The 13,621-nt window shown below is 62.6% G+C and carries 12 protein-coding genes; 11 read left to right on the top strand and 1 reads right to left on the bottom strand.

Annotated elements, in window-relative coordinates; all coding sequences use genetic code 11:
- Positions 1-259 precede the first annotated feature (259 nt).
- The 7 genes from J2W17_RS12245 to J2W17_RS12215 all read left to right on the top strand — a co-directional run bounded on the left by J2W17_RS12245 (position 260) and on the right by J2W17_RS12215 (position 6,651).
- Positions 260-1,240 carry a quinone oxidoreductase family protein gene (locus J2W17_RS12245; RefSeq protein WP_307333939.1) on the top strand — a complete coding sequence of 327 codons (981 nt, stop codon included), beginning with the start codon at positions 260-262 and terminating at the stop codon, positions 1,238-1,240.
- Positions 1,241-1,253: 13 nt separating this feature from the next.
- Entirely contained in the window at positions 1,254-2,102 is an 849-nt protein-coding gene (locus tag J2W17_RS12240) for a TauD/TfdA dioxygenase family protein (RefSeq protein ID WP_307333937.1), read from the top strand.
- 86 nt (positions 2,103-2,188) lie between these two features.
- Positions 2,189-3,241: a 3-keto-5-aminohexanoate cleavage protein gene (locus tag J2W17_RS12235; protein WP_307333935.1), complete on the top strand. Its 1,053-nt coding sequence runs from the start codon at positions 2,189-2,191 to the stop codon at positions 3,239-3,241.
- Positions 3,242-3,333: 92 nt separating this feature from the next.
- On the top strand, positions 3,334-4,662 hold the full coding sequence (locus tag J2W17_RS12230) for an MFS transporter (protein ID WP_307333933.1): 1,329 nt from the start codon (positions 3,334-3,336) through the stop codon (positions 4,660-4,662).
- Positions 4,659-5,321, top strand: coding sequence for a DsbA family oxidoreductase (locus tag J2W17_RS12225; RefSeq protein WP_307333931.1), 663 nt, complete (start codon positions 4,659-4,661; stop codon positions 5,319-5,321). The genes J2W17_RS12230 and J2W17_RS12225 overlap by 4 nt, the downstream gene beginning before the upstream one ends.
- Positions 5,318-5,644, top strand: coding sequence for a Rieske (2Fe-2S) protein (locus J2W17_RS12220; RefSeq protein WP_307333929.1), 327 nt, complete (start codon positions 5,318-5,320; stop codon positions 5,642-5,644). The genes J2W17_RS12225 and J2W17_RS12220 overlap by 4 nt, the downstream gene beginning before the upstream one ends.
- A complete protein-coding gene (locus tag J2W17_RS12215; protein WP_307333927.1) occupies positions 5,641-6,651 on the top strand; it encodes a YeiH family protein in 1,011 nt (336 codons plus the stop codon). Before J2W17_RS12220 ends, J2W17_RS12215 begins: the two co-directional genes overlap by 4 nt.
- Before the next feature lie 184 nt (positions 6,652-6,835).
- Here J2W17_RS12215 and J2W17_RS12210 read toward each other — a convergent pair whose 3' ends face one another.
- Positions 6,836-7,894, bottom strand: coding sequence for an AraC family transcriptional regulator (locus tag J2W17_RS12210; protein ID WP_307333925.1), 1,059 nt, complete (start codon positions 7,892-7,894; stop codon positions 6,836-6,838).
- A gap of 356 nt (positions 7,895-8,250) precedes the next feature.
- On the opposite strand from J2W17_RS12210, the gene J2W17_RS12205 reads away from it, so the two are divergent.
- From J2W17_RS12205 to J2W17_RS12190, 4 genes are all read left to right on the top strand, one after another.
- Complete coding sequence (locus J2W17_RS12205; protein ID WP_307333923.1) at positions 8,251-8,817, top strand: RBBP9/YdeN family alpha/beta hydrolase; 567 nt, start codon at positions 8,251-8,253, stop codon at positions 8,815-8,817.
- A gap of 124 nt (positions 8,818-8,941) precedes the next feature.
- Positions 8,942-10,954: a DUF1302 domain-containing protein gene (locus J2W17_RS12200; RefSeq protein WP_307333921.1), complete on the top strand. Its 2,013-nt coding sequence runs from the start codon at positions 8,942-8,944 to the stop codon at positions 10,952-10,954.
- A gap of 41 nt (positions 10,955-10,995) precedes the next feature.
- Entirely contained in the window at positions 10,996-12,354 is a 1,359-nt protein-coding gene (locus J2W17_RS12195) for a DUF1329 domain-containing protein (protein ID WP_307333919.1), read from the top strand.
- 187 nt (positions 12,355-12,541) lie between these two features.
- Positions 12,542-13,618 (top strand): WD40/YVTN/BNR-like repeat-containing protein, encoded by a 1,077-nt coding sequence (locus J2W17_RS12190; protein WP_307333917.1) that lies wholly within the window; start codon positions 12,542-12,544, stop codon positions 13,616-13,618.
- Positions 13,619-13,621 lie beyond the last annotated feature (3 nt).

Raw genomic sequence — 13,621 nt, 5'->3', positions numbered from 1 at the left:
GGTGGCGGTCAATCGAATCAGTGCAATGTACCGGACCCTGTTTTAGTTTAAGACAGTCTCGGGTCAGGTTTTTCGCACCGGATAACGCCACTCGTTTGAGTGGCGTTTTTTTTTACGCGCGGTGCCGCCGTTGCGCCCCGATGGTCGACTGTCATGAAATGAAAAGCCATTGTCGTCTGATGTAAAGCGGCTCGCCAGGCTGCGTCCTACAGTCCAATCAGCGCAAATCGACGCTGCACAGACTGGAGAATAAGAAAAAATGGCCAACGCCGTACGCTTCTACGAAACCGGTGGTCCCGACGTCCTACGCTATGAAGAGATCGACGTCGGCGAACCCGGTCCAGGCCAGGTCCGTCTGCGTCATGTGGCAGTCGGCCTGAACTATGCCGACACCTATTTTCGCAATGGTACCTACCCGATCCCGATGCCCAATGGCATGGGCGTCGAAGCGTCGGGCGTGGTCCAGGCCATTGGCGAGGGGGTGACCAATGTGCAGGTGGGCGACCGAGTAACCTATACCGGGTTTCTCAACACCCTGGGGGCCTACAGCACCGAACGCCTGATCCTGGCCGCGCCGCTGATCAAGCTGCCGGAAACCATCAGTTTCGAGACGGCCGCGGCCATGACCATGCGCGGGCTGACCTCGTCGTACCTGATGCGTCGCATCTACGACTTCAAGCCCGGCGACAGCATTCTGCTGCACGCCGCTGCCGGTGGTGTCGGCCTGATCGTTTCGCAGTGGGCCAAGCTGTTGGGCCTGAACGTTATCGGCACCGTGTCCACCGAGGTCAAGGGTGAGATTGCCCTGGCCCACGGTTGTGACCATGTCATCAATTACAGCCACGAAGATGTCGCCCAGCGCGTGCGCGAGTTGACGGACGGCGTGGGGGTCAACGTGGTGTTCGACAGCGTCGGCAAGAACACTTTCACGGGCTCGCTGGATTCGCTCAAGCGCCGCGGCCTGATGGTCTGCGTCGGCACGGCGTCCGGTCCGATCCCGGCCTTCGACCCGGTGATGCTGGCGATGAAAGGTTCGCTGTTCCTGACCCGTCCGGCGCTGGCCGATTACATCGCCGATCCGGCAGAAAAAACCGCCCTGGCCGGAGAATTGTTCGACCATGTCGGCAGTGGTCGGATCAAGATCGAGATCAACCAGCACTATGCCTTGCAGGATGCCGTCCAGGCCCATCGCGACCTGGAGTCACGCAAGACCACGGGCTCGTCGATTTTCGTCATTTAAGGAGTTGCCAGCCATGAAAGTCGAACAATTGACCTGCAGCATTGGTGCCGAACTGATCGGCGTCAACCTCGCCGATGCGGTGCATGACGACGGTCTATTTGCCGAGATTCGTGCCCGGTTGCTCCAGCATCGGGTGCTGTTCCTGCGCGATCAGGACATCAGTCGCGCCGAGCACGTGGCCTTCGCCCGGCGCTTCGGTGAGTTGGAAGATCATCCTGTGGCCGGCAGTGATCCGGATTATCCCGGGCTGGTGCGCATCTACAAGGACCCGGACCAGCCGCTGGACCGCTACGAAAACGCCTGGCACACCGACGCGACCTGGCGCGAGGCGCCGCCCATGGGCTGCGTACTGCGCTGCGTAGAGTGCCCGCCGGTGGGGGGCGACACCATGTGGGCCAACATGGTCGAGGCCTACGCGCAGTTGCCGGAAGACGTGAAATTGAAGATTGCCGACCTGCGCGCCCGTCACAGCATCGAAGCCAGCTTTGGCGCCGCCATGCCGATCGAAAAACGCCTGGCGCTCAAGGCGATGTATCCGGATGCCGAGCACCCGGTGGTGCGCACCCACCCGGAAACCGGGGAGAAGGTGCTGTTCGTCAACGCCTTCACCACGCACTTGAGCAATTACCACACCCCCGAGCGGGTGCGTTTCGGCCAGGACGCCAACCCGGGCGCGAGCGAGTTGTTGCGCTACCTGATCAGCCAGGCCTACATCCCCGAATATCAGGTGCGCTGGCGCTGGAAGCCCAACAGCATCGCCATCTGGGACAACCGCAGCACCCAGCACTACGCCGTGATGGATTACCCGCGGTGCCATCGCAAGATGGAACGTGCTGGCATCATCGGCGACAAGACGTACTGATCGACCCCCTCTACATTCGCACTCGTAAACACGTCTGCCCGGCACGCCCCGGGTGGGCGCGACAATCATAAAAACAGGAGTAACCCATGCAATTCTTCGACGATTCCCTGCACCCGGAAAACATGGAAAAGGTGGTCATCACCGTGGCCCCGTACGGCCCGGAGTGGATGCCGGAAGACTTCCCCGAAGACATCCCGCTGACCATGGACGAACAGGTGCAAAAAGCGGTCGAATGTTATGAGGCCGGTGCCACCGTCCTGCACTTGCATGTGCGCGAACTGGACGGCAAGGGTTCCAAGCGTCTGTCCAAGTTCAACGAGTTGATCGCCGGTGTACGTGAAGCCGTGCCGGACATGATCATCCAGGTCGGCGGTTCGATTTCCTTCGCCCCGGAAAGCGATGGCGAAGCCGCGTTGTGGCTGTCGGACGACACGCGCCACATGCTGGCCGAGCTGACGCCAAAGCCGGATCAGGTCACGGTGGCCATCAATACCACCCAGATGAACATCATGGAATTGCTGTACCCGGAGTACCTGGAAGGCACGTCCCTGGCCAACCCCCTGTATCAAGCGGCTTACAGTGAGATGACCGTGCCCGCAGGCCCGGCCTGGGTCGCCGAGCACCTCAAGCGCCTGATGGCCAACGGTATCCAGCCGCATTTCCAGCTGACCGGCATGCATGCCCTGGAAACCCTCGAGCGCCTGGTACGCAGGGGCGTCTACAAAGGCCCGTTGAACCTGACCTGGATCGGTATCGGTGGCGGTTTCGATGGCCCCAATCCGTTCAACTTCTTCAACTTCATCCACCGCGCGCCGGACGGTTGCACCCTGACCTCCGAGTCGCTGCTCAAGAACGTCATGCCGTTCAACACCATGTCGATGGCCATGGGCATGCACCCGCGCGTGGGCAATGAAGACACTATCATTGATCACAAGGGCGATCGTTTCGGCTCGGTTGCACAGATCAGGCAAACCGTGCGCATCGCCCATGAGCTGGGGCGCGACATCGCCACCGGCAAAGAAGCCCGTGAGATCTACCGCATCGGCGTGCAGTACCAGAGCATCGAAGAAACGCTGCTGGCCAACGGCATGGCCCCCAACCGCAGGGCTGGGCACAAAGGTGTGCCGCAACGCGGCTGATCGGCAGGCGTAGCGGGAGTCCAACGGCTTCCCGCTCGCTGCCCTGCAACACGCTTGATAACAAAAATAAAACAAAGCTTTGAGGAGGCTGCATGGCCTTTCACCCAATCGCCGCAGACGATGACGACAGTGCTGCCGGCGTTGCGCGCCCGTATGCCTGGATCGTCTTTGCGCTGACGTTCGGGCTGTTGATTTCCGATTACATGTCACGCCAGGTGCTGAACGCGGTGTTCCCGATGCTCAAGGGCGAATGGGCCCTGAGCGACGGCCAGCTCGGCCTGCTCAGTGGCATCGTCGCGCTGATGGTCGGCCTGTTGACATTTCCCCTGTCTTTGCTGGCGGATCGCTTCGGCCGGGTCAAGAGCCTGGCGCTGATGGCCTTGCTCTGGAGCCTGGCGACCCTGGGCTGTGCCGTGGCGCAAGACTACCAGCAGATGTTCATTGCTCGCTTCATGGTCGGCGTCGGCGAGGCGGCGTATGGCAGCGTCGGCATCGCGGTGGTGATTTCGGTGTTCCCCAAACACCTGCGTGCGACCCTGGCCAGTGCGTTCATGGCGGGCGGGATGTTCGGTTCGGTGTTGGGCATGGCACTGGGCGGCGCGATCGCCGCCAAGCTCGGCTGGCGCTGGTCGTTTGCCGGCATGGCGCTGTTCGGCCTGCTGCTCGCCGTGCTTTACCCGATCATCGTCAAGGAAGCACGCATTGCGCCGCGCCGCGCCGCCCTGGCGGCGAACAAGGCGGCTGCCGCGGTCAAGCGGCCATTGCGTACGCTGTTTTCCAGCCGCTCGGTGATCGCGGCCTACATCGGCAGTGGCCTGCAACTGTTCGTTGGCGGCACCGTGATCGTGTGGATGCCCAGTTACCTCAATCGCTATTACGACATGCCCACGGACAAGGCGGGCGGCGTCGCGGCGATCATCGTGCTGTGCAGCGGTGCAGGGATGATCCTGTGCGGCATGCTCAGCGATCGCCTGAGTCGCCATTGCCCGGAGCGCAAGGTCGCCCTGGCCATCGCCTATTGCCTGGGCAGTTGTTTGCTGCTGTCGGCGGCGTTCGCCCTGCCGCCAGGTCCGGTGCAACTGGCGCTGATCTGCCTGGGCATGTTGATTGCCGCCGGCACGACCGGGCCATGTGGGGCGATGGTTGCCAACCTGACCCATTACTCGGTCCACGGCACGGCGTTCGCCACGCTGACCCTGGCCAACAACATGCTGGGGCTGGCACCCGGGCCGTTCATCACCGGCAGGGTGTCCGACCTCATCGGCTTGCACGCGGCTTTCCAGTTGGTGCCACTGGTCAGCCTCGCCGCAGCGGCCGTGTTCTTTTATGCCAAGTGTCATTACCACAAGGACATTGCCCGGCTCAAAGGCGAGCAAGTCCACGATTCGATGAGTAAAGCGGTGTTAGAGGTGAAGTTGTGAGTGGTCGTCTACGAGTTGATGTGTTCTTCGATTTCATCTGCCCCTGGTGCCTGATCGGCAAGCGTCAACTGGAGCATGCACAGGTACAGTTTCGCAGTCGCCACCCGGGTGTGCAGATCACCACGGCGTGGCATGGCGTGCAGTTGCTGCCTCGGTTGCCGGTACAAGGTGAGCCCTTCGCCGACTTCTATCGCCAGCGTCTGGGCAGTGCCGACGCTGTGGTGTCGCGCCTGGCCCAGGTACAGCAGGCGGCTGCGGCGGTCGGACTGGCCATTGACCTGGGCCGCATCGCGACCATGCCCAATACCGCAGACGCTCATCGTTTGTTCCAGCGGGCAAGCGAGCTGGGCAATGTGGCTCAACGGGACATCTTGCTCGAGCGCCTGTTCGCCGCTTATTTCCAGAGGGGCGAAGACCTGGGTTGCCGTGAGACCTTGCTCGCGATTGCTCGCTCCTGTGGCATTGATGCACAGGCCGTGGCCGACTGCCTGACGGGCGATGCCACGCCATTTGCCGGATCACCCGGGGCGAACAGTGGCGTGCCGAGTTTTCAGTTCGACCGGCGCATGACAGTGGTGGGCGCGCAACCGGCAGTGGCGTTGCTCGGAGCCATGAGCCAGGCGCTGAAGGAAAGTGGTCAAGAGCGCCACTCTGCATGAACCGGCGCATCCCCGTGCCTGCGAGCAAATACCCACCGGCGGGCGGCCGTGCATTGTTCGAATTCGATGACAGAAGCCTGGCGCTGTTCAACGTCGAAGGGGACCTGTACGCCATCGACGACAGTTGCCCGCACCAGGGCGCCTCGCTGTGTGGCGGACGCCTTCAGGGGCGGGTGATTCAGTGCTGCGCCCATGGCCTGCGCTTCGATCTGCGCAGCGGTTACCTGCTCAATTCCACGGCTGTCAAAGTCGCCAATTACCCGGTCGAGATCATCGACGGCCAGGCCTTTATCGTCATCGTTTCCGAGGAGTCCGCGCCATGAGCGCCATTGCTCTCACCCGTATCCACAGCCGAACGCGCGAATTGGCGCCCGGTTTTATCGTCAGCCTGATCGTGGCCGCCGCGGCGTCCTTTCTGTCCGAGCACTACGGCGCGCCGGTGATGCTGTTCGCGTTGCTGTTGGGCATGGCGTTGAATTTCCTGGCCGGCGACAGTGCCTGCAAGGCCGGCATCGAGTTTACCGCACGCACCGTGTTGCGCATCGGCGTGGCGCTGCTGGGCATGCGCATCACCCTCGAACAGATGGCGGCGCTGGGCTGGAAGCCTGTGGCGCTGGTGGTGATCGTGGTGGTGGTGACCATCGGCGTGTCGGTGGTCGCCGCCAAGGCCCTGGGCTTCCAGCGATTGTTCGGCATGCTCACCGGTGGGGCGACCGCGATTTGTGGTGCCTCGGCCGCGTTGGCTCTGGCGGCGGCATTGCCCAACCATCCGCAGAAAGAGCGTGCGACTTTGTTCACGGTGATCGGGGTCTCGGCGCTGTCTACCCTGGCGATGATTGTGTACCCGATGATCGCCAACTGGCTGGCGTTGTCGCCGCAAATGGCGGGCGTGTTCCTCGGCGCGACCATCCATGATGTCGCCCAGGTCGTCGGTGCCGGCTACAGCATGTCGACCGAGACCGGCGATACGGCGACGGTGGTCAAGCTGATGCGGGTCGCCATGCTGCTGCCGGTGATCGTCTGCGCCGCGATGATTACCCGCCTGCAGGGCGCCGACCCGGCCGGCAAGCGACCGCCGCTGCTGCCATGGTTCGCCGTCGGGTTCTTGATATTGGCCTGTATCAACAGCACCGGATGGATAGCCCCGGTGGTGCAGGGGTCGGTCAATGAATTGTCGCGCTGGTGCCTGGTGGTCTCCATCAGCGCCCTGGGCATGAAGACCCAACTCAAGGAGCTGGCGGCGGTGGGCATCAAGCCCATCCTGTTGATGCTCGGGGAGACGGTGTTCCTCGTCGTGCTGGTGCTGGGGTTGCTGCGCTGGGGGGCATAAACGTCTACCAGGCACGAACCCTGTGGGAGCGAGCTTGCTCGCGATGAGGCCGGCACATTCAATATCGATGGCGACTGACCCACCGCTTTCGCGAGCAAGCCCGCTCCCACAGGGGATTGCAGTATCCACAGCGGTTTTTGCGGCGACTGTACCAGCAGTCGCCGCTTTTTTTTGCAAGCTTCTCTCAGTCGTCCGCGGGTGGCGCAGGGCGGGGCAGGGTGCTCGGTTCGGCGGGTGCCTTGGGTTGTTTTTGCGCGCTGCGCCACGCTGCCGGCGGCATGCCGAACTGGGCGATGAACCAGCGTGTGAAGGAGCTCGCCATGGAATAGCCGAGCATGTCGGCGATCCGGCCCAATGAGTAGTTCGGGTTGTCCAGGTAGCGCAACACCAGGTCGCGGCGCACGTCATTGATCAAGTCGTTGAAGGCGCAACCGTCGTCTTTGAGACGGCGCTGCAGCGTGCGCACGTTCATGCCCTGGGTCTGGGCGATCTGCTCGATGGTGGCGCGTCCCATCGGCAACAACAGGTAGATGGCCTTGCGCACCTCGAACAGCATCGAAGGGCCCTCGTTACCCAGCAGCGAGTCGAGGTAACTCTGGGCATAACGCGCCATGGCCGGGTCGGCGTGGGGATTGGTCATGTCGAGGCTGGTATCGGGACAGACAATGCCATTGAACTCGCTGCCGAACTCCAGTTTGCAGCCGAACAGGCGGCGATGCAGTTGCAGGTTGTCGGGGGGCTGGTGCGTGAAGTTGACGCTGTAGGGTTGCCAGTGCGCGCCGAGCAGGGCGGCGCACAGGCGGAACATCACCCCGATCGCCAGTTCGTTGGCTTGTCGGCAGGACATGGGCGAGTCGGCGATCACCTCTTCGCGAATGATCACCATCTTGCCGGCCTCTTCAATGAACAGGGCCAGCGAGTCGTTCATCAGATGCCGGTAATGCACCAGCACTTGCAACGCATCACGCAGCGTACGCTGGTGGCTGAGCAGCAGACTGACCACGCCGAAGTGCGACAGCTGGCGCGACTCGGCCATGCTCAAGCCGAAGCTCTGGCAGCCGCTGGCGGCGGCCGAATCCTCCAGCAGCCGCACGGCGGCATCGATGGGAATGCGATGTTCAGGGGCTTGCAGCCGGGCTTTGCTCAAGCCGACGCCGGCCAGGACATCGCGTGGGTTGAACCCCAGGTACTGGGTGACTTCCAGGTAGTTGGTCAAGACGGCGGCGCGAACAAGCTTGGGCATGCGAAGGTCTTTCCTGGGCCGGTTGCGAATCGAATAAGCGTGGCGACTATAGCCAGCACATCAGCAATTGAACAGTTGTGACGTCGTCGAAGGCGCTGCGCCGATTCTGTCCGCAATCACCACCGTGGTCATGAAGCAATTGACGCTCACCCAGTGATTACAGTGCGCTTCAGAAAAGCCGGGGGGGGCATTCGACCAATGGTCGGCGTTCGCTGTCACCGGGGAATTTGTCATGAAAAGAAAAGTGCCTGACGTCCAATGAAAAGCGCCCGGGGCGGGCGCTCTTTAATGTCAGTCCTACAAAAAGCCCCTGGCCAATGAGCCAGTCGAGTCATCGAGTAAGCGAAGGTGTTGAAGTGGACAGACTGCAAACTGCCGCAACCGTTCTGATCGTACCGGGTCTGCGCGACCACGTTGCCGAGCATTGGCAAACGCTGCTTGAAGCCAGGCTCTCCAAGGTGCGCAGTGTGCCGCCGCTGGAAACTGCCAGGCTTGATTGCGCCAAGCGTATCGAAGCGATTCAACACGCACTGGAGCAGATCGACGGGCCGGTGATTCTGGTTGCCCACAGCGCCGGTGTGCTGATGGTCGCCCACTGGGCTGCCCGGCACGATCGGCCGATCAAAGGCGCGCTGCTGGCCACTCCGCCGGACCTTGACGCCCAATGGCCGCAGGGTTACCCATCCGCCGAAACCCTGCGCACCCAGGGTTGGGACCCTCTCCCCAAAGGCCGGCTGCCGTTCCGCAGCCTGGTGGCCGCCAGCACCAACGACCACCTCGCCAGCCTGGACGCGGTCACGCGCATGGCCGAAGGCTGGGGCAGCGAAATATTCAACCTGGGCGATGTCGGTCATCTCAATCCTGCTGCCGGGTACGGGCGCTGGCCACAAGCCGAAGCACTCATCCTCGAGCTGGATCGCTAGTTCAGGCGCCGGTTGGCCCGCGTCATCCGGCATATGCCCTCATTCCTGAACAACGTAAACCCCATCAGGGGTTGCGCGAGGGCGGCTGCGCTTAAAACAAATACAAAAAGGCGGAGACAACGCAATGCACAACACTAAGCGTCACGGGTTCGTACCCTCGCGTTACACCTTGTTGGCCTCGGCTATTCTGGCCGCCGCCGTGCCGGTCGCCCAGGCAGTCGAGCTCGATACAGGTAACCCGGACTGGACCGTGCGTCTTGATAACACCGTGAAGTACAACTACGGCGTACGCACCGAAAGCGCCGACAAGCGCATGCTGGGAACGCCGAACAACAACGACGGCGACTACAACTTCCGCAAGGCCGGGACCAACATTACCAACCGTGTCGACCTGTTGACCGAGATGGATGTGGTCTACCAGAACCACATGGGTTTTCGCGTCAGCGCCGCCAGTTGGTACGACAAGGCCTACGAGAACACCGGTTCCAATTCCAACCCGTTCGTCAACGGCAATGGCGGGACGTCGGGCCTGGTCGCCAATGACCCGCGCCTTGCCGCGGTCACCGGCGACAACGTCGGCAACGGCAGCCCGCACCTGAGCAACTATGCCCGGCGTTACTACACCGGTCCTTCCGGTGAAATCCTCGATGCCTTCGTGTTCTACAGCACCGAAATCGGCGAGGAGTCGCTGCTGAGCGCCAAGGCCGGCCAGCACAACGTGTTCTGGGGCGAGACCATTCTCAACCCGGTGCACTCGATCAGTTACGGCCAGTCCGGCCTGGACCTGGCCAAGCTGGCCGCCTCGCCCGGTACCGAAGCCAAGGAACTGTTCGTTCCGCGTAACCAGTTGTCGATGTCGTTCACGGTCAATCCCGAGTTGACCGTAGGCGCCCAGTATTTCCTCGATTGGGATGCCGCCCGCCTGCCTGAAGCCGGCACTTACTATGGCGGTTCGGATCTGGTCGGCTTCGGTGCGCAATCGTTCCTGCTGGGCAACACCAATGGCGTGGTGCCGGGCAGCCCGCTGGGGTGCGGCCTGGCCCCCTGCAACGGGTTGACCAATGTGCGTCGCGGTCACGACCTGACCCCTGACAAGCGCGGAGACTGGGGGATCATGGCCAAGTGGTCGCCGGCCTGGCTGGATGGCACCCTCGGCGTTTACTACCGCGAGACCTCGGAAATCCTCCCGCAAGCCTGGCTGGATGCCAGGGGCCTGAGTTCGGCCAACCCCAACGGCACGCCGCCGGCAGGGCAAGTGCCTGCGGTGGTCAATACGCTCAACTCGCTGGGCACCGCCACCTATCAAATGGCCTATGCCGACAACATCAAGATTGTTGGCCTGAGCCTGTCCAAGGATGTTGGCGGGGTGAGCGTCGGTTCGGACCTGAACGTGCGTCACAACATGCCGCTGGCCAGTATTCCGGCGATTGTCAGCACCAACAGTCCGCTGGGCCTGGGCGCGGGCCTTGGCCTGTTGCCGGCGCGTACGGCTGCCACCGGCGTGGTGTATGACACCCCGCACAAGGGCGACAGCATGGCCGCCACCGGCGACACCTTGCACTGGACGCTCAACGGCCTGATGACCTTCCCGAAAACCCCGGTGTTCGATTCGGCCACCCTGCTCGCCGAGCTGTATTACAGCAACCTGCTCAAGCTCGATAGCAAGAACGAAGCGCTCTACAAGGGCCAGGACAGCTACCGCGGCATCGACGCGCCGACCCGGGACAACTGGGGCATCGCGGTCAACTTCACCCCGACCTGGTACCAGGTATTCCCGGGGGTCGACCTGAGCGCGCCGATGTCGATCAACGTCGGCCTCGACGGTGTGTCTCCGGTGTCCGGTGGCGGCGCCAAAGACACCGGTAACTATGCCGTGGGCGTGGGTGCCGTTGTGTACAACAAATACTTCATCGACCTGAAGTATGTAGACGCCTTCGGCAAGACCGACAAGTGCGACACCAGCGGCCTGAGCACCGGCGCGGTCAATGCCGGCAGCGGCGACGGCTCTACTCCCAATGCCTTTAGCGGCAATGAAAACTACGCATGTTACGGCGGTGGCTACTCGGCCTTCTCCGGTGGGGGGGCCACGACTGAGGACCGTGGCGCCGTTTACCTGACGATGAAAACCACTTTTTGATTCACCACTGGCTTACTCGAAGTAAGCAGGAGAATAACAAGATGAAATTCGCACAAACCGTGTTGGCCGCCTCGCTGGCGATGGTCATTGCCGCCCAGGCGCACGCCGCTGTGTCGGCTCAGGAAGCCGCCAAACTGGGTACCAGCCTGACCCTGGTCGGGGCTGAAAAAGCCGGGAATGCCGATGGTTCCATTCCCGCGTATGCCGGTGGCCTGACCACGCCGCCGGCCAGTTTCAAAACCGGTGACAGCATGCGCCCGGATCCCTTCGCCAATGAGAAACCGGTACTGGTGATCGACGGCAAGAACGTCGATCAGTACAAGGGCGCGCTCACGGCGACTACCGTGGAACTGGCCAAGCGTTTCTCCAGCTTCCACATCAATGTCTACCCGACCCACCGCACCGTCTCATTGCCGAAAGCGGTGCTGGATAACGGGGTAAAAAATGCCACTGGCGCCAAGTCGCTCGAGGGCGGGTTGGCGGTCGATAACGTACTGCCCGGCGTGCCGTTCCCGATCCCGCAGACGGGCAACGAGGCCATGTGGAACTTCCTGCTGCGTTTCCAGGGGGTCAGCATCAATTCCAAGTACGACTCGTGGAACGTCGACTCCGCCGGCGTGCCAAGCCTGGCGACCACGGGACAGGCGTTCATTTCCTATCCGATCTACGAGAACCTGGCGCAGCCGATCAGCAGCGCCGACGTGTACTACCAGATGAAGTTGTCCTACACCGGCCCTGCGCGCCGGGCCGGTGAAGCGGTGATGCTCAAGGACGCCGCCAACCCGCTGCAGCAACCACGTCGTGCCTGGCAGTACCTGCCGGGTCAGCGTCGGGTCAAGCTGGCGCCGAACCTGGCCTACGACACCCCGAATCCGGGCACCGCCGGCGCGGGCACCTACGACGATGTGTTCGTGTTCAACGGTGCGCTCGATCGCTACGACTGGAAGCTGGTGGGCAAGCAGGAAATGATCGTGCCCTACAACACCTACAAGCTGACCTACGCCCAGGACCCCAAGGCGCTGACCACCGCCAATCACCTGGCTCCCGATTACGTGCGCTGGGAAAAACACCGGGTCTGGGTGGTGGAAGGCACGCTCAAGTCCGGCGCCCGACACATCTACGCCAAGCGCCGCTTCTACCTCGATGAAGACAGCTGGACTGCTCTGGCCTCCGACCAATACGACGCCCGTGGCCAGCTGTACCGTGGCTCCTTCGCGTTCCTGAGCCAGAGCTACGACAAGCAGACCCCGGATTCCACGCCCTTCATGATCTACGACCTGGTCGGTGGTTCCTACAACATCAACGGCGTGGTCGGGCCTTACGGCGGCATCAAGTACATCGATCCGCTTTCCAAGGCGCAATGGTCGTCGGAGTCTCTGGCCGGCGCCGGTATTCGCTGAGCCAACCGCAAGCAGACGCTCGCACGATCCACTGTGGGAGCGAGCTTGCTCGCGATGGACGTTAACGATTACGCGGGTTTTCTGGATGCCCGCGTCGTCCTCAGGTCCATCGCGAGCAAGCTCGCTCCTACAACGGCATGCGCTGCACTGCGCGAGGTGTGGTGCGGTTTTCCGAAGAGGACGCAGTATGTGTTCGTATAAAAATAATATGTTGCAACTGGCCTTTGGCGTTGTGCTCTGCCTGTCGCAGGGCCTCAGCCAGGCGTCAGGTTACGTCGACGTGCTGGATCTGCCGGCCAAGGTCAGTCCCTTGGCTGTCACCAGCCCGTTATCCGGCATGGCCCGGGCCGGCGACCGTCTGGTCGCCGTCGGGCAGCGTGGCCACATTCTGTATTCCGATGACGTCGGCAACCACTGGCAACAGGCCGCGGTGCCGGTCAGTGCCGACCTCAATTCGGTGAGTTTTCCTTCCGCCACCCAGGGCTGGGCGGTGGGCGGTGACGGCGTGATCCTGCACAGCGACGACGGGGGTGCGACCTGGCGCAAACAACTGGACGGTCGCCAGATCGGTGCCTTGCTGGTCGAGCATTACCAGGCGTTGGCCAGTGCAGAACCGGGCAACGAACAATGGCCGCTGCTGGTCGCTGAAGGTGAGCGCCTGGTGGCTCAGGGTGCCGACAAACCCTTGCTCGATGTCTGGTTTGCCAATGACCGGCTCGGTTACGTGGTCGGGGTGTTCAACCTGATTTTGCGCACCGAGGACGGCGGTCAGAGCTGGACCCCGTTCCAGGATCGCACCGACAACCCGCAGGGCTTTCACCTCAATGCCATCGCCTCCACCGGCGATGCGCTGTACATCGCCGGCGAGCAGGGCCTGTTGCTGAAATGGGATGACGCAGCGCAACGCTTCGCCGCCGTGCAGACACCCTATCAAGGCAGTTTCTTCGGCGTGGTCGGCAAGCCCGGGGAAGCACTCGTCTACGGCTTGCGCGGCAATGTGCTGCGCAGCACCGATGGCGGCCTCAGCTGGACTCCGCTGGACACCGGCCTGCAGATCAGCCTCACCGCCGGCATCGTCGATGCCCGGGGTGACTACCGCTTGTTCACCCAGGGCGGGCAGATGCTGGTGAGCCAGGGCGTCGGTGCGCAAATGCACTGGACGCGACACGGCGGGCCGGTCCCGGTGACGGGCGTCACCCGCGCCGCCAACGGTGCGCTGGCGGTGGTTGGCAGCCGTGGTGCACGGACGTTGTCCGTTGAATAAGCC

The organism is Pseudomonas lini, from assembly GCF_030812475.1.
Classification (GTDB): domain Bacteria; phylum Pseudomonadota; class Gammaproteobacteria; order Pseudomonadales; family Pseudomonadaceae; genus Aquipseudomonas; species Aquipseudomonas lini_A.
The sequence above is the reverse complement of the archived record's forward strand: the minus strand, read 5'-3'. Positions and strand labels throughout refer to the sequence as shown.